General features: G+C 28.9%; 19 protein-coding genes and 1 tRNA gene. 13 read left to right on the forward strand and 7 right to left on the reverse strand.

The genetic code is table 11. The annotated features are described in order from the left end of the window. The first annotated feature begins 7 nt into the window (after positions 1-7). Both Spiro2_RS04755 and Spiro2_RS04760 read left to right on the forward strand, forming a co-directional pair. Entirely contained in the window at positions 8-1,639 is a 1,632-nt protein-coding gene (locus Spiro2_RS04755; RefSeq protein WP_338637407.1) for a methyl-accepting chemotaxis protein, read from the forward strand. After that, on the forward strand, positions 1,639-2,559 hold the full coding sequence (locus tag Spiro2_RS04760; RefSeq protein WP_338637409.1) for a flagellin: 921 nt from the start codon (positions 1,639-1,641) through the stop codon (positions 2,557-2,559). The genes Spiro2_RS04755 and Spiro2_RS04760 overlap by 1 nt, the downstream gene beginning before the upstream one ends. Here the strand turns inward: Spiro2_RS04760 and Spiro2_RS04765 are convergent, their stop codons facing one another. Further along, on the reverse strand, positions 2,560-3,099 hold the full coding sequence (locus Spiro2_RS04765) for a hypothetical protein (RefSeq protein WP_338637410.1): 540 nt from the start codon (positions 3,097-3,099) through the stop codon (positions 2,560-2,562). It lies immediately after the preceding gene. 203 nt (positions 3,100-3,302) lie between these two features. Beyond that, complete coding sequence (locus tag Spiro2_RS04770; RefSeq protein ID WP_338637411.1) at positions 3,303-4,418, reverse strand: branched-chain amino acid aminotransferase; 1,116 nt, start codon at positions 4,416-4,418, stop codon at positions 3,303-3,305. A 208-nt stretch (positions 4,419-4,626) separates the two neighbouring features. Here Spiro2_RS04770 and Spiro2_RS04775 point away from each other — a divergent pair. Next, positions 4,627-4,701, forward strand: a tRNA-Gln gene (locus tag Spiro2_RS04775). A 55-nt stretch (positions 4,702-4,756) separates the two neighbouring features. Here the strand turns inward: Spiro2_RS04775 and Spiro2_RS04780 are convergent. From Spiro2_RS04780 to Spiro2_RS04790, 3 genes are all read right to left on the reverse strand, one after another. Beyond that, positions 4,757-5,434: a winged helix-turn-helix domain-containing protein gene (locus tag Spiro2_RS04780; RefSeq protein WP_338637412.1), complete on the reverse strand. Its 678-nt coding sequence runs from the start codon at positions 5,432-5,434 to the stop codon at positions 4,757-4,759. A 273-nt stretch (positions 5,435-5,707) separates the two neighbouring features. After that, the gene (locus Spiro2_RS04785) at positions 5,708-6,277 is read right to left on the reverse strand and encodes a hypothetical protein (RefSeq protein WP_338637413.1); all 570 of its coding nucleotides are present in this window, start codon (positions 6,275-6,277) and stop codon (positions 5,708-5,710) included. Between the two features lie 25 nt (positions 6,278-6,302). Further along, on the reverse strand, positions 6,303-6,866 hold the full coding sequence (locus tag Spiro2_RS04790; RefSeq protein ID WP_338637414.1) for a ZrgA family zinc uptake protein: 564 nt from the start codon (positions 6,864-6,866) through the stop codon (positions 6,303-6,305). Positions 6,867-7,373: 507 nt separating this feature from the next. Between Spiro2_RS04790 and Spiro2_RS04795 the strand changes: the two genes are divergently transcribed. The 5 genes from Spiro2_RS04795 (at position 7,374) to Spiro2_RS04815 (ending at position 9,737) form a co-directional block, all read left to right on the forward strand. Beyond that, on the forward strand, positions 7,374-7,622 hold the full coding sequence (locus Spiro2_RS04795) for a KGG domain-containing protein (protein WP_338637415.1): 249 nt from the start codon (positions 7,374-7,376) through the stop codon (positions 7,620-7,622). A 47-nt stretch (positions 7,623-7,669) separates the two neighbouring features. Next, complete coding sequence (locus Spiro2_RS04800) at positions 7,670-8,674, forward strand: hypothetical protein (RefSeq protein ID WP_338637416.1); 1,005 nt, start codon at positions 7,670-7,672, stop codon at positions 8,672-8,674. Positions 8,675-8,737: 63 nt separating this feature from the next. Further along, positions 8,738-9,025, forward strand: coding sequence for a hypothetical protein (locus Spiro2_RS04805; protein WP_338637418.1), 288 nt, complete (start codon positions 8,738-8,740; stop codon positions 9,023-9,025). A 19-nt stretch (positions 9,026-9,044) separates the two neighbouring features. Then, complete coding sequence (locus tag Spiro2_RS04810; RefSeq protein ID WP_338637420.1) at positions 9,045-9,497, forward strand: DUF892 family protein; 453 nt, start codon at positions 9,045-9,047, stop codon at positions 9,495-9,497. Positions 9,498-9,518: 21 nt separating this feature from the next. Then, positions 9,519-9,737, forward strand: coding sequence for a hypothetical protein (locus tag Spiro2_RS04815; RefSeq protein WP_338637421.1), 219 nt, complete (start codon positions 9,519-9,521; stop codon positions 9,735-9,737). A 259-nt stretch (positions 9,738-9,996) separates the two neighbouring features. On the opposite strand, the gene Spiro2_RS04820 is transcribed toward Spiro2_RS04815, so the two are convergent. Then, positions 9,997-11,616: a cytochrome c oxidase subunit I gene (locus Spiro2_RS04820; protein ID WP_338637422.1), complete on the reverse strand. Its 1,620-nt coding sequence runs from the start codon at positions 11,614-11,616 to the stop codon at positions 9,997-9,999. A 150-nt stretch (positions 11,617-11,766) separates the two neighbouring features. Here Spiro2_RS04820 and Spiro2_RS04825 point away from each other — a divergent pair, with 150 nt between their 5' ends. After that, positions 11,767-12,915, forward strand: a complete 1,149-nt coding sequence (locus Spiro2_RS04825) for a hypothetical protein (RefSeq protein WP_338637423.1) — start codon at positions 11,767-11,769, stop codon at positions 12,913-12,915. 35 nt (positions 12,916-12,950) lie between these two features. Further along, on the forward strand, positions 12,951-17,870 hold the full coding sequence (locus Spiro2_RS04830) for an RHS repeat-associated core domain-containing protein (protein WP_338637424.1): 4,920 nt from the start codon (positions 12,951-12,953) through the stop codon (positions 17,868-17,870). Here Spiro2_RS04830 and Spiro2_RS12735 read toward each other — a convergent pair. Further along, the gene (locus tag Spiro2_RS12735) at positions 17,867-17,962 is read right to left on the reverse strand and encodes a hypothetical protein (RefSeq protein ID WP_422398028.1); all 96 of its coding nucleotides are present in this window, start codon (positions 17,960-17,962) and stop codon (positions 17,867-17,869) included. The genes Spiro2_RS04830 and Spiro2_RS12735 overlap by 4 nt on opposite strands. 414 nt (positions 17,963-18,376) lie before the next feature. Between Spiro2_RS12735 and Spiro2_RS04840 the strand changes: the two genes are divergently transcribed. From Spiro2_RS04840 to Spiro2_RS04850, 3 genes are all read left to right on the forward strand, one after another. Beyond that, on the forward strand, positions 18,377-18,856 hold the full coding sequence (locus Spiro2_RS04840) for a hypothetical protein (RefSeq protein WP_338637426.1): 480 nt from the start codon (positions 18,377-18,379) through the stop codon (positions 18,854-18,856). 182 nt (positions 18,857-19,038) lie between these two features. After that, entirely contained in the window at positions 19,039-20,919 is a 1,881-nt protein-coding gene (locus Spiro2_RS04845; RefSeq protein WP_338637427.1) for a hypothetical protein, read from the forward strand. 35 nt (positions 20,920-20,954) lie between these two features. Continuing rightward, on the forward strand, positions 20,955-21,899 hold the full coding sequence (locus Spiro2_RS04850) for a hypothetical protein (protein ID WP_338637429.1): 945 nt from the start codon (positions 20,955-20,957) through the stop codon (positions 21,897-21,899). Positions 21,900-21,962: the final 63 nt, after the last annotated feature.

Here is a 21,962-nt window from a genome sequence, read left to right on the forward strand (position 1 = left end):
GTGATTTGTGGAAAATGATTTAAATAATGATAACACATCATTATCAGCATCAGACTGCATGGCGTCTATGTTAAGCGCGCAGCGACAATTGATGATCTCAATTAGAAGGTTGAATGAACTTGTTGCGTTTTCTCAGAGCACAGACATCGAGGCAGATAGGCAGTTTTTACTTGCATTACAAGGGCAATTTCGAAAAATTAGCGATAATGTTTCAAGTGTAACTGATAATTTAGGAAATCTACTAGAATTTAGAAAAACCAAAGATCGAGAAATACAAAGAGCATCTTTTAATTTAGACAATACACGACAAGCAATTGGTGAAAGCATCATCACTCTTAATGTCACTTCTGATTACATTAGAGAAAGTATTGTGATGAGCCGTCATTCATTAGCAGAAACAAGAAAAACGGCAGATAGAAGTCGCGCATGGGGACGTCTTGGATCAGACCTATTGCATGATTTTAATACATTTCAAGATCAAACAGAGCAATTAACAGAAGTGGTTAAAAGTTGGGATGAATTGATGAGTAAAACCCAAGTATTGCAAAACGAGGTATTTCAGCATTCGCAAAATACCCGAGAAGCGATTCAGGGTGTCACCTCTGCCATGATTGGAGGGCGTGATCGGATGAATGCGGTGCAAGAAAAAATATCAATATTGGCAAATCGCGTTTCAGATATTGGAAGTATTATTGAAGTGATTGATGACATTTCAGAACAAACAAATTTACTCGCCCTGAATGCAAGTATCGAAGCAGCAAGAGCAGGAGATCAAGGAAAAGGGTTTGCTGTGGTTGCAGATGATATTCGTAAGCTTGCCGAAAGGTCGAGTACTGCTACACGAGATATTTATGATCGTATTGAAGCTATTCAAGAAGAGACTTCGGGGGCAATGGGAGCAATTCGTGAGGGGCATGATGTGATAGAAGCCGGGGTAAAAAAAGCAAATACCGCGGATTCATTGCTAAAAGAGCTACGCGAAAAAATTGGGCAATTATCAAGACAAGCAATAGGTTTGGACGATCAGCTAGGGACAGCTAAAAATTTATGCGAAGGCAACAAATCACGCTCTCGTGAAATGTTTAGAACAATTAGAAAAATTACAGAGACAGGGACATTTGCTCGAGATTTGGTCAATCAAGTTGAAACAAGTTTAACGGGGATTGTTGCTGCAGGAACAAGTAGTTTGGCGGCAATTCAGCTGGAGATGAAAAAATTGCTAGAAATTGTGAATAGTTTAGAACAGGCACAAAGTGTGATGCGACAAGTTCATGATTGGGTTCACCATGTTTCTGTCACTCTTGGAGAGGCGAAATCGGATTCTGAGGTGGCATCGAGTCAATGTTCAAGTGGTTTGCATCAAGTTGAGTTATCGTTCAAACATTTGGATACAGATCGATCCGCTTTGGAGTCTTTGCAGCAAGTTGGCAAAGATATTTCGAGTAACGTTGATAAAGTTGTTTTAGCGAGTGAGTATTTAAAGAATTTGCTTGCTGGCGGTGTTATGCTGCAAATTGGAACTCCTGGGCAGGTTCTTGTGCTGAAAGAAGATGGAAAATTTTCTGTCACAGATAGTTCTATGCCAACAAATAATTCAGAAGAAGGTGATGGAGACAAAGAATCTAAGGATGTTAATTAATGGGTTTAAGAATAATAAGTGGTTCAGGACCTGTTGACAAAGATTTATCTCAAACACAAAGTAACAGTAGCTATGGTTTAGAAAAACTTTCTATAAGCATTCAAATTTTTGAAAAAGGGGTAGCTACTGTAGAACCGACGGTTTCTGAACAATTTTTAGCAAAAGCTCGTGAACTCAACCAATATAAACAAAATGCAAAGCATGGAACGCTATTAACGCAATTTGCAGTCTCGCAATTAAATATTTTATCAAATAGTATCAAAAGATTAAAAGAAGTTGTTGCCCAATCGTTGAATCCTGCTCTTTCTGATAAAGAACGAAGTTATTTGTTTGTTGAATATCAAGCCAATTATGACGATATCGTTAATGTGTCACAAAATTCTTATTTTATGCAACAGCAAATTTTTAATGTTCCAAATGAAGAAAATCTGCAAATTCAGTTTGAAATTGGGAATAATTTAAACAATAACGGTTCTGCTGCGCATATCATTGTAATAGAAAAATTAAATAAAATTAAAACATTTCCTCAGGATTTAGGTATTCCTTCTGTAAAAGATCTGATTTCTTCTGTAAGTGGAGTTGCGATTGAAGATGTGCTTGAGTATTTTGATGTCAATAAAACTAATGAGTTGAGTACTGTTTTTGATATCGCTTGCATGCACTTGTTGGAATATCGTATAAATTTTGAAGAGCTAAATACCCGTTTTAATCTTGCTAATCAAGCAATCCAGGTTGCTTATGATAATGCAATTGCAGCGCATTCTACAATTGTAGATCTGGATTATGCAGCTGAGTTAACAAATTTAGCGAAGGCAAAAATATTGGTTCTCGCAAAAAATAGTTTAATTGTGCAGCGTCATGATTTAACAAAGCAAACAGTATTGACATTAATAGACAATTGTACAAAAAATAATAGCTAATTACTGAATATTGACTTTGCTTGGATCAAAAAACTCCTTGTTAGTTTCTTTAGGCAAAATCTGAACTATTGGATAAAAATAATTAAGAGCCTTTTTTATAGCTGATCCACTTGGCAGGCGAGTGAAAGCTTTAACAGCTGCTTTGGCTAAAATATAATAACCTTTGGTGGTTTTGAGTAAATCTTCTGGAGAGAGTTCTTTAAATTTATAGTGAACCACTTTTTTTCCAAAATAATATAATTCTAATATTGTGATATTAAATTCGTTTTGATATATTTTTGTATTTAATAGAGAATTATTCTCTCTGTTTAATATAGTTTTTTGATTACTATGTAAACTTAATTGCAGCCAGTATCCTTGAATAAAAACAGTCACTGTTGTGTTAGAAGAATATATTTTATTAAAATCATTTTTTGGAAGTTTAGCGATTAAAAATTTAAACTTTCCTTTATGATCAAAGGCTGATTCAACTTTTGTGCCTTGAAAAATCTCTGTTGCAATTTCGGACGGACTTTTATTATTAAGTAGAGATGGTTTCATTGCATTGTTTCCTTATTCTAAAGACAAAGTGCTTAAACTAAAATTCTTCTTGGAATAAAAAACGGAACAAAACATTTATAAAAACAGTTCTTCATATAACCGTGCATAACTTATTATTAATGTAAATTTGTGTTAAAATTTTGACTGGTAAAAATTTGGACAGTTTAAAAAAACATTTTGAGTGCTTTTTTAACAAGTAATAGCTAAAAAATTGGGCACCTCCAACCAAAGGGATCTGGTTTTGTTCCTGTTTGAATACCGATGAGTTCATTTTTTAGATGCATTGTGACAGAGCCGGTTTGGCAATTATTGATTGATATTTTTTGTTCGCCATCGAGCATGGTATGAACTGGTGATATGACAACAGCTGTGCCACACGCAAACATTTCGGTTAGTTTGCCGTTTTTGGCATCTTCAATAATTTGGTTAATTTCAATTCTTTTTTCTTCTACTTCGTAACCAAGATATTTAGCCAATTCAATAACAGAAGCTCGGGTTACACCATGTAAGATACTGCCAGTTAACATTGGTGTGATTATTTTTTGATTGTAAACAAACATGACATTCATTGCTCCGGCTTCTTCAACGTAACGATGTTCAAAAGCATCCAGCCATAAAACCTGTTCGGCGCCTTTTTCTTTTGCGTCATTTAAAGACGGCAATGCGGCAGCATAATTTCCACCACACTTTGCTTCTCCCGCACCACCCAATGCGGCACGCGAAAAGTTTCTTTCAATATAAACAGAAACCCCTGTTTCATTGGTAAAATAGCTTTTTGCAGGGCTTGCGATAATAAAAAAACGATATGTTTCTGAGGCGCGGTAAGAGATGCCTTTGTCTAAAGAGATAAGTGATGGACGAATGTATAACGCACCAGGAGGCGGAAGGATCCAATCTTTCTCGGCTTTGACAAGCTCTTTAATACAATTGACAAATAGATCTTCTGGAAAAGGAATCATACTGAGTCGCGTTGCAGAGCGCGTCATGCGTTTTGCGTTTTGGTCTGGGCGAAATAAAAAAACTTCATTTTGGTTGCTAAGAGACTGATAGGCTTTAAGACCTTCAAAAATTGTTTGACCGTAATGAAAGACAACCGCGCTTGGGCACACAGAAAAAGATTTAAATTTTGTAATTTCGGGCACTTGCCAACCATTTTTCTGTGGATCATAATCACAAATTAGCATATGGTTTGTAGCGATTGAGCCAAATGGAATGTTATCGTTTGGTTTGGGAGGAGTTTTTTGTTCGTTTTTTGGTAATAAATTTTTTAAAATTTTATAGTTAGGGTTTTCAAGACTTGATTTAACAACTGAACTCATTTTTATTCCTTCATGAAGAATATTGCATAAAATTTTTACATAAAAAGAAAACAGGGCGTCTAAACCCAATAAGCTGCTTATCATGTTTTTCTTTTTAAGTAATAGTTTTCACAATAATTTCTCTATTTATAGCAGTGAGAGAAAAATTTTTAAGACGATTTGCTTGACAATAACTTTGAAGGTTGGCATACAAGTCTCACTACCGAGTTGGGGCATCGACAAGTGGTAAGTCAACGGTTTTTGATACCGTCACTCCTAGGTTCGAATCCTAGTGCCCCAGCCAAATTTCCCATCTTATTTAACTTCAAATTTATTTAAATTAAAAAAATTAATGTATTTCATGACTTTTCGGTTTCAAACATGTAGCCCGCTCCACGAACAGTTTTAATAAATTTGCTGGAAAGTCCATCTTCAATTTTAGAGCGCAATCTTTTGATATGAACATCAATAATATTGGAGTCAGTATCATAGCTAACGTTCCAAAGTTTTTCTAAAATTTCACACCTTGATAATACAAATCCACGATTTTGAATAAGCAAAGAAAGTAAACTAAATTCTTTGGGGGTAAGGTGAATCGTGTTTCCGTTACGAATTAATTTATGTTGATTCAAATCAATTTCTAGATCTTTTATTTTTATATACTTTTTTTGAATGCATTTATTTCTCCGGGAAATGGTATTCAGTCTTGCAATAAGTTCTAAAAAAGAAAACGGTTTAGTTAAGTAATCATCAGCTCCAAGGTTTAAACTTAAAATTTTATCTTCAACACAATGACAAGCGGAAATAATTATAAGAAAAGAGTGAGTGTTAATATCTCTAAATTGTTTTAAATATTTCCAGTGATTATTTTCATTTGCAGGTATTTCTAATATTATAAAATCATAGATAGAGTTTTGTGGCTTAAGCAAACCTTCCTGGATTAAAGCTTCAGTATCAACTACATAACCCCTTTCCGTTAAACCTTTTTTTAAAAATAAGCCCGATTTTATAGATTCCTCAATTATCAAGACTTTCATTTGTTAATTCCTTAACTTTTAATTTACTTATTGTTCTTTGTTATCAATATTCATTTTTTATTGAGTTAATGAAAACAATAAATAAACTAGCTATTTTAAATTAAAAGATCAATAATGATATTTGATAATATATTAAATAATTTCTTTTTATTATTTATTAGAGTTTCTTTAGGGCTTTAATTTGCTTATTATGTAATAATTTTTTAATCATAGTTCAGTATTTTGTTTTATGCAATTAAACATTTTAATATAATTATTTCATATAAATTAAAATTATATATTAATAGCTAAATTTATAGCCATTAATTGCGTATTTTGAGTAACTCCAAAGGTTCCATATAATTCGTAACCACTTATCAATTGATAACCTACAAGTAGTTCTCCTCCAAAAGTTAATTGATTAGTTTTGCGGTCGGGATTAAATAGCTCAATCATTTCATTGCCAGTTAGAAAGCGAATAGACGTAAAAATATTTTTATTTTTAGGTGTTTGTAGTCCAATAAAAGCATAAGTATTTATTATTCTGTTAATATTTTTATTAGACATATTATGAATTGAGGTAAGAAATTTGACACCAAGTTCTGGAAGTAAGTCAATATTGCCATTAATTACAGTTGGCTTCCAAATAAAGTCGCCGCCAGCCGATAAAAAATAACCTCCTCCGCTGCCAGTAATGGCGTCAAGACCAATTCTTGGGGAAATAAGAAAAGAGTGATTTGTTCCTGAGCTTGTTTTTAAATGTTCGGATTTATAATAATTATCGTTTGATTTAGCGAATATCGAATTATTAAAAAAAATTAAGAAAAACTGGCATATTAAAAGAGATAATATTCTAAAATTCATAAATTACTCCATATTTATTAAAATGTTATATTTTAAAATTTCCGTTTGAATTATTTATGGTAAATTTTCTTTGATTCAATCCATCAATAGATACAGAAATTTTATTAATAGTTTTAAAACTACTTGATAAGTCAATAATAAATAATTGTTTTCTTGTGTCTTTGTCACAATAAGCAGTGGCATCTACTTTTAAAATTGGAAAGTCAGTTTTAACACTTTTGTGTTCTCCTTTTTTATGAACTTCATAGGTTTCAGAGTTATTATCAAATTTGCTAATGTTATTAACAGTTAATTTGCAATTTAATTCCTTTGGTAACTGAATTATTTCAGAGAGGTTCACTATAATATGATTTGTTACCTCATTTACCTTTTCTTCTTGTTCCTTATTAGTGATTTTTCCTTCAAAACCATAGGCTTCTTTAGTAGGAATTCTAAGCTGAATATCTAATTTTTTTTTGTTAAAAAAACCTGTGCTCACATCAATTTCAGCAGTGTTATTGTGAGCAGTGCCTGGTTCACAAGCAAAAGAGTAAAAAGGTACAAGACTAGCAATAGCAGAGTAGCTCATAAAAATATTTATATTTTTCATGAATAATATCCTTAATATTAAATTTTGAAAGATAATAAATGCGAACATCAAAAAAAGCGGGCAATGGATACAAGAATCTGAATCCAATTAAAGTGTAACTTTAAATTAGAAAAAATATCAATAGTAATTTCATAGTATTTTAAATATCAAATCGCATGTTTTTTAATAAATGTTTAATATTAAAGTGTAATTTGGCAATTTATTCAAAGGTGATTAAATTATAATGAGATTTTTAAATTAAATTAATGATAAAATACATTTTATTTATCATAAAAAATAGATTATTTTTTTAATATAAAATATATTTAAGTTTCTGTAGTAAAATTTAAATATAATTTTTTGTATAATTTTTAATGTGTTAATTAATGAATTTTTTATTTTTACAAATGCTAATCCAATATATTTCTTTACAATGAAAAATTGGTTTGTTACCAAAAAAATGTAGAAAGTATTTTTTAAATTTATTTTCTACAACTTAAAATAATTTTTTTTTGAAAGGAAATTGCTATGAATACAAATAATAAAAATAATAGTAATTCATCAAATTCAGGATCAAAAATGACTGCTGAAGAAATGGGAAGAAAAGGAGGAGAAGCCACTGCGGCAACACATGGAAAAGAATTTTATAGAGAGATAGGGCATAAAGGAGGAGAAAAGAGAGCAGAACAAATGAGGAAAGCCGAAGAAGAAAAAGGCTCTGCACAAAGTAATAAACAGGCAAAAAACAGTGAAAATGAAAATGATAATAAAGAATAGATAGATATCTCTAAGATATTTTTTTAAATTTAAACAGAGGAAGTAATATGAATAAAGTAAAAATTATACAAAAAACATCTGTGGCAACAATAATAATGTTATTCAATCAGTCTACAGTATATGCGAGTGACTATTCTGAGTGTATAATAGAATATTCGATAAACTCCTCTGTTAAAATTAAAAATAAAGAGGAATTTGATAACTGCCTAAAATCTTTAAAAGGAAAAAACATTGAGGCTGTTGTTGCAATTGGTGGTGCAACTCCTTCTGGCTCATTAAAACGCAACAAGCAACTTGCTGATGAGAGGTTAAAAACAACAATAAATTATATTAGCAATAATTTTCAAAATGTAAGAATTAAAACGTATAATGTTGGCGTTAATGATACTATCGGAAAAAAAGTTTATTTATCATTTATTATGAATGACGAAAAAAATAGTGAAAGCACAGGTTATTTTAAAAATAAAATAAGTGAATTGGAAGTTGAAGTACAAAATAAAGATGCGCTTTTAGCTGCAAGCGAAATTCAGGCGATAGAGCTGCAAACTGCAAATAGTAATTTATTACAAGAACGAAATCAGCAAGTTTATAATAAAACTCGTCATAATGAAAGAGATCTCAATTTGCATGCTGCAGTAAGAATGGGATTTGATAGGGTATATAACTCTACAGTTACGTCAAATTATCTATCAGTTGGTTCTGAGTTATCATGGACGCCAATTTTTTCATTTATAAATCCAGAGTTTGGTGCAAAGTTTTCAACATCAATTTCGCAAGAAAATTTATTTGATACAAATTTAAAAGATGTGACAAATGCTTATGGATTTTTTGGAGTTAACACTAAAATTAAGGGATTAATTGCTGGTGGAAGAGTTTTGCTTGGTAAAGAATGGCTTGTGTTTTCTGAAAATAATCCTAAAGCGGATTATTTTTCTACTGGTGGCGAATTAAGAGTCGGTTATTTGTTTGATAATAAACTTTCTGTTTTTGGAAGTTATGCACTAACTGAACATATACAAATGATGGGCATTGAGCTTGGGGCAAATTTTTAGATTTAGTACTTTTTTTAATTATTTAAATTTAACAAAATCTATATTTAATTTAAAGGAAAAAAAATGCTGTATTCAACATTTTACATCTCGAAGTTTTTAACAGATAAAAATTTATTTCTCAATGATGATTCTAATAATTCAAAGAAAAAAGATAATAATACCACAGAATCTCCAGAGATTCCTTCAATTATACCAGATATACCAGAAAAAGAAATCAATCCCGAAGAAGAAATTCCAGATAAAATTGATAAAAATAAAGAAATTGATCCAAAAAATATACCCGAAATTGAATTTCCAAATGAAAATGAAGTTCCTAAAATTATAGATAAAAATATGAATTCAATCAATTAAAATAAAAGGAGTTAAATTAATGATGACTCAGGTTGGTACACAAAAACTATTTATTGATGCCATGAAAGAACTTTTGGAACTAGAATATGATGCCCTAGAGGCTTATAATGTAGCAGTGAGTAAAATTGGCAAAGAAGAATGTAAAAAAAAACTGCAGGAATTTTTAAAAGATCATGAAAATCACATTAATAAATTAAAAGAATATTTAAAAAAACATGCAATCGAAATTCCTTCAGGTCCAAGTTCAAAGCAATGGCTAACCAAAGGAAAAGTTTATCTTGGTAATTTAATTGGAGATCGTAAAGTAATTGAAGCAATGTTGAGCAATGAGCGTGATGTGATTATGGCCTATGAAAATGTAACCCAGCGTACTGATAAGTGGCCTGAAATTGTTACTTTTTTGAATAAGGCTTATGATGATGAAAAAAAGCATAAAATTGGTTTGGAAACTATATTAGATAAGTTTCTTTAAATTTTTACAGGAGATACAATTATGAAAAATAAATTTTTTGGTTTTGTTGTGTTATTTGTTTCTTACTTAATTATTGTTAGAGCAATGAAAAATAAAGATTCACTGATATATAAATCTGTATGCAGTTGCGCAGAAAGCATTAGCTTGATGTTGAGTAAATTTTTAGAAAGCAAAGTTAGTTTAAATGATAAAAGTGATAAAAGTAAAACTCAATCAAATGCGCAAAAAGGATCAGACTAAATGTTGTTCCCTATTAAACTCATTAAAATACAGGATTAAAGAAATGTTAAATAAAATTTTTAAATATTTTTTTGTTTTAATTGTGATTTTAATTATTCAAAAAATATTTAAAAACAAATATAAAAGTGCAATTAAATTGTGTTATTTTTTAAATAAAATAAATAATTTCAGACTTGGTTTGTTATAAAATAATTATTTCACGAATAAAAAGATAACAATTTATAGTATTACTATAAATTGTTATCTTTTTAAATTTAAACTATTTATTAAATTCGTAGGGGTTTGAAATTACAACAGGCTGTGTGGTAAAGTTTTCAGTTGGTGGAATTACAGTATTATGCTGCCATTCAAGTGTTTTTGAATTCCATGGATTGGGTTTGGTTTCATTTTTTCCTTTAAGCAAGGAAGACATTAAATTAATAAATGCAAGTATAAGTGCGATACTCAAAATTATTGAACCTATTGTCGATAAATCATGAAAAATTTGATATTCTGGTAGGTAGTCGTAAGATCGCCTTGGCATTCCTCGTGATCCCATAATAAATTGCGGAAAAAATGTTAAATTAAACCCAATAAAAATTAAAATACAAGCTAAAATTCCAATTTTATCGTTATATTTTTTTCCGGTTATTTTAGGCCACCAGTGATACACTCCTCCAAGCCATGCAATCAAAGCTCCTCCCATCATCACATAATGAAAATGTGCAACAAGAAAATAGGTATTATGAAGATGAACGTCTACAGCAAGAGCTCCTAAAAAAACTCCCGTGACTCCTCCAATGACAAATAAAATTAAAAATGAAAAGACATAAAACATTGGCGTGCAAAAGCGAATGGATCCTTTATATAGTGTTGCAACCCAACTAAATACCTTTATCGCAGTGGGCACTGCGACAGTATATGTTAAAAACGAAAACGTTACAGATGCAATGGCTGATTGACCACTTGTAAACATATGATGTCCCCAAACAAAAAAACTAAACAGAGCAATTACAATACTTGAAATAGCAACGGCTTTGTAACCAAAAATATTTTTTTGACTGTGTGTGGTTGTGAGTTCACTAATTATACCAAACGCAGGAAGGATCATAATGTACACAGCAGGGTGAGAGTAAAACCAGAAAAAATTTTGAAATAAAATAGGATCTCCTCCAAGTGAGGGGTCAAAAATTCCCACTCCGAGTAAACGTTCTATCGCTAATAAAAATAACGTGACTGCTAAGATTGGGGTCGCTAAAACTTGAATAATTGCTGTAGAATACACAGCCCATACAAATAACGGCAGTCGAAACCATGTCATACCGGGTGCTCGCATTTTATGCACCGTAACAATAAAATTTATTCCATTTAGTACACTTGAAAATCCTAATACAAAAGCTCCAACCACAGCCATTGTGACTGCAGTGTTTGTTTGAGTGCTATATGGTGTGTAAAACGTCCAGCCCGTGTCTAATCCTCCAAAGGCAAGAATCGCAATAAAAAAAAGTGAGCCAATAAAATAAAGATAAAAACTTGTAAGATTTAGCTTTGGAAATGCCATATCTTTTGCACCAATCATTAGAGGAAGTAAAAAATTTCCTAAAGTCGAAGGAATTAATGGGATTATCACTACAAAAACCATGATAGAACCATGAAAAGTAAACATTTCATTATATTGATTGGCGGTTATCATATAAGAAGTTTCAGTAGCTTGGTGAATGCGATTTTGAAATAATTCTAACCTTAAAAGTATCGCAAAAAGTCCTCCAACTAAAAAGTAAAATGAAATTGAAATAAAATATAATATTGCAATTCTTTTGTGATCAAGAGTTGTGAGCCAAGAAAATAGAGTATTTCTTGTGGTTAAAAAATTATTATCAATAAGATTATATTTACCCATTTTTTCTCCAAAAATTAATGTTTTCAAATGATTATGTGATTAATATTATTCTAATAAAATTTAATATAATATTCATAAATTTGTAATTAAAATTTTTATAAAATTACAATTGGTATTTGTTAATTGGTGCATATTAGAAAGGAAAAAAATATGAAAATTTTAATAAATCAAAAAAAATTTTTTAATCCATCGATTTTATTAGTATTAAACATAGTTGCTTTCTCGCAATTTGCGTTTTCTGAAAATGAGAGCAATGCTTATTTAGATTTATCTGAAAAAGAAATTAGTAATATAAGTATTGAACTAAATACTTATTGCACACCAAAAAATTTATTAAATGAAATATATGGAAATGGAAATCACAATATACCCTTAGAGATTAAGGCTGTTGCATTGAGCAATGATGGAGAAAAAATCTCCATAGAAAAAAAGGATATATTAAGATTTACAAAAATTCAAGCTATGAGCTGGGGAGAAGATGTTTCGCTGAGCGATGAAATAAACGAAAACAACAAAAATTCTATTATTACATTGAGTAACAAATATACAAAATGTATTGGAGAAAATAATACTTATTTTAGTGAAAGCGAAGATGGCTTTTATTTTAAATCAAAAGCTGTAGGTAAAACTATTGATTTAGGGGCAAAGTTTTACTATCAAGACAAAAATGGCAAGCATGTTGTTTCTACTTTGGATAGTGAAAGACTAAAAATAAATGTATTACAAAATCCTCTAAGCACAGTTTCGAGTGAAGCCCTATTTGGAATCAAATTAACCAGTGATTATTATGATTCAATTTTCGTAAAACGGAATAATTATCGGTTATTTAAAATTTTTCCTTTGGTGGATAAATTTCCTACATTAACAAAAGTTAATTTATCAACAATAAGAATCACAAATAAAGATACAGGTGAAAGTTCTGGTTTTGTCGTTGTTGATTTTAATAAGAGTCAAAATCTTACTGACGATAATCATAACTACATAATGCCAATTGAACAATTTTCTCAAAGTAAAGGAGATTATGGGCAATCTAAGAGAAGTTTTATAAATGGTTATTTGATTTCTGGTCTGAAAAAAGCAAATTCAAAAGTTGATAAAATTTCTTTTGCTCCTAACAGTGAGAAGATATTTTCATTGAATGACATTTCTTACCAAGATTTTGGGTTTGTGACAGTCAGTAATTCGGGAACGCCTTTGCATATTTGGGAATATCAATGGGATGTGCCTTTCTTGCTAGAACTTGCGGGTTTTGATTCCTATGGAAATTATTTTTCAAGTCACTTACATGAAAATTTTTAATTTATATCAATTTTTTTTAAGTTTAGGTAAATTTTATGCATAAAAATGAACTTTTAAGAAAAATTATGGCGTCAATATTGCCTTTTGCAATAATATCTGGATTTATACAACCACTTGCTTTTGCAAAAGGTATGCAGTTTTCTGCAACATCCACTTTTAATGAAACAATTGAAATGGATAAGAGCGACAGTTCATTGCCACCTAGTGATGCAATAAATTTTTCTAGTTTTAAACAGAGTGTAGATCCAAGAACAGGTACTTTTTCGATAAATTATCCAATATTTGATATTAAAAGTAGTGATTTTGAATCTCCAAGTTTTCAACTATTATTAAAGTATAACAGCCTTTTTACAGGGCATAAATATTTTGATGTAGGAAAAGGCTGGAGTTGGAATATGTCACATTATGATTCTAAGTCAAATATGATTTATTTGAGTAATGGTGGTGCATATAAAGTTGATTTTTCTAAAAAAAATTTAATGAAAAATTATTTGCTAAAAGATATTTTTCTAGAATTTAATAACAATTTTATAATAATAAATTACAAAAATGGCAATAAAGAATTTATTTATAAAGAAAATGGCAATTTATTTAAGATTGAAAACTTAACAGGAAAGGCAATATATTTTGATTATAATCAAAAAGATAGATTAAATTTAATTTACTATAAAGATAGTCAAACTAATCAAAAGAAAAAAGTTATTGAAATTCAATACAATTCAGATAAATTTATTACGGTTAAAAAATTTATTGATAAAAATAAATATATTAGCAATGTTATTAAAAAGTCATTCAATGGAAATTATCTGGATTCTATTACAAATCCACAAAATCAAAGTACTAACTTTGAATATAAGGTTCCAATAAATAAAAATTATGACTCTAAATTTCTAATTAGTAGTATTAAAAGCATTACAGGAACAGAAATTAAAGTTAATTATTTAAAAGAAGGATTAGGATCTGAGAATGGTCGGTTTTTTCCAGCAGTTTCTAAAGTTGTAACGGCTTCTCTGCCAAAAAATAAATATAGCAGTGAGGTTATTCACTACTATTATAATGAAAAAAATAATTATTTAGGTAAGGGTTTTGTCGCTTCTATAGAAAAAAATGAAGACAAACTATTTTATACTCCTAATAACTACGTTTATTCTAGCATAGAAAAGAAACTTGCTCCTGATCAAAAAATATTAGAAACTGAGAGAAATTATAATCATTTTCATTTATTGCTATCAGAAAAAACAAAATTAAATGGAAGTCTTGTTTTTTTGAAAGAATATGAATACCCAGAATGGAAGAGTAAAAAATTTGAAGATCTTTCTGAAAGCTATAATTTACCAATTCAAGTTAAAGAAACATATTTTAATAATAATAAATTTAGAATTGAATTGAGTAAGTTTTCTTATGATAAATTTGGTAATCTTGTTAGACAAGAACTTCCTAACGGAATGGTAAATGAATATACTTATCTTTCTCAAGATGAAACATTTAATAAATTAACACATTTGTTAAAACAAGAAAAACAATATTCTATTTATGATGATAGAGTTAAAATAGTTGAAAATAAATATAAAAAATTAAAAAATTATATTGGGAATGATGTTCAGTTTTTAGAAGAAAAATTACATAAAGTTTCTAGAGAAAATTGTATAAATAATAATAGTTTCTGCGAATTTATTTATAAAAAAGAACAATTAATTTATGATTTTGATTTTAATAAAAAATCTTTTTTTTCTTTGCCAAATAAAGTTATTGTAACTGGCTATTCTTTAAATGGATATAATAAATCTTACCAAAATGTAATTAAATACGAAAGTAACGATAATTTTTACAAAATACAAAATAGTTATTATTCGGCTGGTGATGTTTTATTGGAAACTGAGTTTAAGTTGTATAACTCTTTTACTGGAAGCTTAGTTAAACAAAAAACAAAAAACGGTATATTAAATGAATTTGAATATGATTTATTTGGTAGGGTAAAAAACATTTATTTAACCAATGAAGATGGAAAAAAGTATTTATCTAAGAATTATTTTTATAATGTAAATAATAAAAGCGATTTTGAAGGCTATGGAACAAGCTCTAAGCTTGTGCAAAATTTAGATGGAAAAATTGAGTTTACTGTTTATGATTCTTTAGGTAGGGTTATTAATATTTATCAAAAAAATCATAAAGAAAATAAATTTTATCCTTTAAAATCTTATTTATATGGAGTAACTGGGCAAAAAGTTGAAGAAAAAACTTATAATATAGATGCTGAAAATAATTTATATTTTTTGGTTCATAATTATCAATATGATTATATGGGTCGTAAAATTTTAGAAATTCAGCCTAGTGGTGTGCAAAGCTTATCGTTCTACGATGATATTCAGCAAATAGTTACAAATATTGTTCAGTCACCCGATAAACAAATAAATTTTAAAACGGTAACCTATAATAACAAATTTAAATTACCAGTTCGAGAAGATCAATATAATGCAATAGGTAGTTTAGTGCAGCAAAAAAATTGGAGTTATGATAGTTTTGGCAATAAAATTAAATTTGTAGATGCTAATGGTAGTTCTACATTTTATGAATACAATAATTTGTTACAACTTGTTAAAATTAGTAATGCAAGAATAGTTTCTTTTATTTATTCTTACGATCCGTTATATATTGAACAGCCTGTTGCTATTTATGTAATGCAAAATGGCAAGCAAGAAAAATTATTGGCATATCAAAAATATAACGAGTTGGGGCGAAAAATAGTTGATGGGGACTCTTTTGGTAAAGAAACGAGATACATTTATGATAGTAACGGGAGTCTTGTCACAAAGGTTTTTAAGTCAGGTATTAAAACAAATTATTATTATAATAATTTAAACCTATTAGATAAAGAAGAATCTGTATCTGTGAATGGAAATAAATTAGATACTTTTTATTATAAGTATGATCCTGAAACATTACTTTTACAGTCTGAAAGCAATTCTTCTGGAAAATTAAAATATACTTATGATAAAAATGGAAACTTGTTATCAGTGACTTATCCCAATGAGCAAAGTATTTTATATTTGCATGATTTTTATGGAAAAATTATTTCTTTAACAGATATTAAGGGCTTAAAAACCACGTATCATTATAGTTCTAAAACAGGATTGCTAGAAAGCACGCAAGTTATGATTCCAGGGCAAGAAGAGCTATATGAACGTTACTTTTACGATAGTTTTGGAAGATTATCTTCAAAAATAATGCCCAATAAAATTGCAGTAAATTACGAATACAATGATAATGGTAAATTATCAAATATGAGTTATTTGTTAAATGATAATGCTTTTGTTTTAGGATATTCTTTTAAATACTATGATAACGGCAATCTTTTATCTAAGGAGAGATTTGATAATAATATTCTACAAGTTTCTTCTGAAATCTATAAATATAATGAGATTAATAATTTATCTCATTATAGTTGTGCTGGTAATTATTGTCCTAAAAGCTATAATGGAACATCCATTGTTGCAGAAAATTTTGAATTTGATGATTTAAATAACATTAAAGAAATAAAAACAACATATTTAGATGGTGGTTCTGATTTAATTAAATATAATTATTCGGAAATAAATCCAGTGCAACTTGTTTCTATTATGCAAAATAATAATGAGAGAAATTTTAAATATAATGATGACGGGCAAATGATAAAAGATGATCAAGGAAATCAATTTTTTTACAATTCTTCGCAAAAAATTGAAAAAATCAAATTTTCTCATGGTAATGAAAATTTTTACTTCTATCTTGCTAACGGATCATTATATGTAAATACGGAGAGTAACGGTAATTCTTCTTATATTTATTACCATGGTAATAAAGTTATTAACCAAACAGATAATGAAAAAGTAACGAGCTATTTTTTGGGTAATAATAATATAATTGGTCAAATTTATAATACAGATTTAAAGCCTTTATTTTATTTAACAGATCAAGCAAATAGTGTGATTAAAACTGTAGATAGTAAAAATGAAAATATTCACAATGTTGCTTATTCTTCGTATGGTGAGGTAACAAATTTAATATCCAAGCATGAAAATTATAATAACAAATTATCTTATGGGTTTAATGGAGAGCTTACTGATAGTTCATCGGGATTACAAATTTTAGGCAATGGGTACCGCGCTTACAATCCTAAATTACGCCGTTTTATTCAGTATGATGTGCATTCTCCATTTGGCAAAGGTGGAATTAATGGCTATATTTATGCAAATAATAATCCAGTCATGTTTCAAGACCCTACGGGCGAAAGCGCAACATCTGCGGCTCTGTTAGGAGTAGGAGTAACAGCTTCGATTGTGGGAATTGCTTTGTCTTTTTTTACTTTTGGAGCTTCGTTAGGATGGAGCGTTGCTGGACTCACTGCAATGGCCTCACAAGCCACCACGCAATTTGCATTAGCAACCACAGGACTTGTTACGGGTATTGCATCGGGAGCAACAGGGATTGCATCGAGTGCATACAGCTACAAAGCCACAGCGGCACAAGAGGCTGGTAATAAAAATGAGGCAAATTATTATAGTCAAACAGCTCAAAATTTAGGCTGGGCTTCTTTGGGGTTAGGAATTGCTTCTGCTGTAAGTGGTATGGGAGCTAATGTAGTTGGTGGAGCTGCCAAAATTCCAACAAATATTCCAATAACTCAAGATATTGGAGAAGTTGCTAGTGATATTATGGTGAAACAAAACCTAAATCCGTATTTTGTTAAAAACCCAGGTATACTGCCAAAACACATCTCTAATATTGCAGATGAAGTGTATGATTGGTGGTGCTTGAGTAGACGAGCGATGAGTTTTACAAAGAATTTTAGTTCTGTTTCTAAAGCAACTAGTTTGGAGACAATTACAGAGAATATATCTACTGATTATATTCCTTCTATTCTTAGAAGTGACATTCGGCCATTTTATACATTTGCTTATGATATTGCTTTAGACTAATCTTTCTTTGCCACCATAAAAGTTATGGCGCAGTTGCTTTGAATGTTCAGCATTGTTGTTACAGGATCAACAAGTGGCTCAATGCTGAGCAATAAAAATATTCCAATGGCTGGGGGAATTCCAAGTGGTGATAATACAATGCCAAACATTGTTGCGCTTAAAATTACGAGACTAGTGGTGCCTAAGTTAGTATCATTTTATGCTCTATTATTGTTATTGCAAAAGATAATGATCCACATACTAAAGAATATCTCAATAATTTCTTTTATTCCAATTCTATTTTTATCTTGTGTTAAATTTTAAACCTTCTCCAATGTGCGTTAATTCAACTAGTTACATTTTTTCATTCATTATTCCTCTAAAAAATAACATTATCAAATGATTACAAATTTATGAATTTTATAGTAAAAAAAAATTAATATAAAATTCATAAATTTGTAATTAAAATTTTTATAAAATTTTAATTTGTATTTGTTAATTATAATTTATTAGAAAAGGCAAAAAATATGAAAACTATAATCATTCAAAAAAAAATTTTTAACATGCTGATTTTATTAATAACCAAAATGTTTATTTCCTCGCAATTTGCACTAGCTAAAGATGAGAATAATATATATTTAGACTTATCAAATGAAGAAATCACAAATATAGCTGTTGAATTAACTACTAACTGTATAGAAAAAAATTCATTATATCAAATATATGGAAATGGAGAACATAATATACCGTTATTTATTAAGGTTGTAGCAAGAAATAAAAATGGGAAACCAGTCCCCATAAAAAAAGAGGACATATTAAAATTTTCAAAAATTCAAGTTGAGAGATGGGGTAAAGACGTATCGTTAATTGCTAAAAATAAAAATATTATGTTAAAAAGAAAAGATTCATCAGAGATTTCAAAAAAAATTAATGCTAAATTATATACATCAATATTAGAAATGTCAAAGTTACGCTATGGAAAAAAGAAAAAAAAGAAGACTCAATAGAAAAAAAAGAAGACTCAATAGAAAAAAAAGAAGACTCAATAGAAAAAAAAGAAGTCTCAATAGAAAAAAAAGAAATATTAAAGATTTTAAAACATATTTCATCAGTAGTTTGGGTAGAAATATCGGAAATTTTTTGGAGAGAAGAGATTTCGTTATTTGATATAAGTTGGGGACGAAGTGTTTTGTTAAGTGATGATGAAAGTTGGGAAAAAGAAGTAGTGTTAAATGATGAAACATACGACAACACTAAAGTCTACATGATAAAAAAGGATGTGGTAGATTTGTTAAGAAAAATTTCAGTTAGAATTTGTGTAAAAATATTGAGAGAAATATTGGGAGAAGATATTTTTTTAGATGATATAATTTGGGAAAAAGATGTTTTTTTAGATGGTGAAAATAATGGAAACATTTTAGTCTCCATAGGAAAAAGAGACGTGTTAAAAATTTTAAAAATTACTCGAAATAAAATATTCAAAGAAATATTGAGAGAAAGAGAGAAAAAAGATGTTTCTTTAGTTGATGAAGAAGAAGAAAAAAATAAAATCACCATAGAAAAAAATGAAATATTAAATATTTTAAAAATTATTCCAGCTGAAATTTACAAAGAAAGATGGTTAGAAGATGTTTTGGCAGGTAACGAAGAAAAAGAAAATAATAAAATCACCATAGAAGAAAATAGGCTGTTAAGTAATTTAAGAATTATTTTAAGTCAAATTTGGGTAGAAATTTTGAAAAAAATGTGGGGAGAAAATGTTTCGTTAGATGATAAAATTTGGGGAAGAGGTATTTTGTTAGATGATAAAATGAGTATAGAAGGTATTTCTTTAGATGATGAGAGTATAGTCTCCATAGATAAAAATAGTATGTTAAGGAATTTAAGATTTATTTCAGCTAGAATTTTGTCAGAAATATTATGGAAATTATGGGGAGAATTTGTTCCGTTAGATGATGTAATTTTGGGAGAAGATATTTCTCTAGATGATGAAAAAAACGAAAATAATAAAATCTCCATAGGAAAAAAGGAAATATTAAATATTTTAGAAATTATTCCAGATAAAATATTGATAGAAATATTGAGAGAAAGATGGGGACAAGAATTTTGGTTAAAGTCTGGTGAAGAAAAAAATGAAAATAATAAAATTTCTATAGGAAAAAAAGAGATATTAAAGATTTTAAAAATTATTCCAGATAAAATATTGATGGAAATATGGGCAAAAAATGCTTTTTTAAGTGAAGAAAGCTATGGGGAAGATGTCTTGTTAGGCGATGAAAAAAACGAGAACGATGAATATTCTATTATTACATCACCTAACGAATATACAAAATGTATGGGAGAATTAGAAAGTATTAAATATGAAGACGGATTTTATTTTAAATCAAAAGTCTCAGGTGAAACTGTTAATTTAGGTGCAAAGTTTTATTACCAAGACAAAGAAGGCAAGCATGAGGTTTCTACTAAAGATAATGAAAGACTAAAAATAAATTTATTATCAAATCCTCTAAGTGGAGTTTCGAGTGAAGATCTATTTGGTATTAAATTAACGGGTGAATATTATGATTCAACATCGGTATATAGTGATAATTATCGATTATTTAAAATTTTTCCATTAGTGGATAAATTTCCTACATTATCAAAAACTAAGTTGTTAAATGCAAGACTCACAAATAAATATACTGGAGATAGTTCTGGCTTTCTTAAAGTTAAATTTAATGAAAGGCAAATTAAAAATGGAGATTTCATAATGATAATAGATTATTTTAAACAAAGTAGAGGCGGGTATGGAGAGTCCAAAGTACGTTTTAAAAAAGGTTTTTTAATTTCTGGCTTTAAAAAAGCAAACTCTAAACATAAAGTTGATAAACTAACTATTGGTAAGAACAATGATAGAAATCTTTCATTAAATGATATTTCACACCAAGATTTTGGATTTATGACTTTAAGCGATTCGGCAACTTCTTCGATTTTCTGGAATTATCAAAAATATATGTCTTTCTTACTAGAGCTTTATGGCCATGATGCGTATGGAAATTATTTTGTAAGTCACGTTCAGGAAAAATTTTAATAAATATGATTTCTTTTAAAATTTAGGTAAATTTTATGAATAAAAATATAATATTAAGAAAAATTATAGCATCGATATTGTTTTTTGCAATAACTTCAGGATTTTTGCAACCGCTTGCTTTTGCAAATCCTACGCAGCGCTCTTCAAGATCAAACTTAAATAATAAGAGTGAAAGCTCGCTGCCATTTAGTGATGCTGTAAATTTTTCAAGTTTTGACCAGAGTGTCGATCCCAGAACTGGTACATTTTCGATAAATTATCCAATATTTGACATTAAAAGCCGTGATTTTGAATCTCCAAGTTTTCAATTGTTATTAAAATATAACTCCCTTTTTGCAGAACAAAAATATTTTGATGTTGGAAGAGGCTGGAGTTGGAATGTAACACATTATGATTCTAAGTCAGGTATGATTTATTTGAGTCATGGTGGGATATATAAAATTGATTTTTCAAAAAAGAATTTAATGAAAAATTATTTATTAAAAGATATTTTTCTAGAATTTAATAATAATTATATTATTGTTAATTACAAAAATGGCAATAGAGAGTTTATATATAAAAATAATGGTAATTTATTTAAAATCGAAAATTTAACTGGAAAATCATTGTATTTTGAATATAATCAATCAAATAGGCTGAACTTAATATACTATAAAAATAATATGAGCAATAAAAAACAAAATGCAATTGAAATTCAATATGTCGATGATAAATTTATAATTATCAAAAAAATTATTGAAGAAAATAAATATATTAGCACCGTTATCAAAAAGTCAAAAAATGGAAATTATCTTGAATCTATTGCAAATCCAGAAAATAAAATAACAAAATTTGAATATAAAGTTCCAGAGAATAAAAATTATAATTCAAAATTTTTAATTAGCTGTATTCAAAATTTTACAGGAACAGAAATTAAGAATCAACTATTTAAAATCTGGTTTAGGATCGGGAAAAGAGCGATTTTTTTCAGCAGTTTCTAAAGTTATAACTAATTCACTTCCAAAAAATCAGTTTAGTAACGAGGTTATCCATTATAGTTATAG

Source organism: Spirobacillus cienkowskii, from assembly GCF_037081835.1.
GTDB classification, from domain to species: domain Bacteria; phylum Bdellovibrionota_B; class Oligoflexia; order Silvanigrellales; family Silvanigrellaceae; genus Silvanigrella; species Silvanigrella cienkowskii.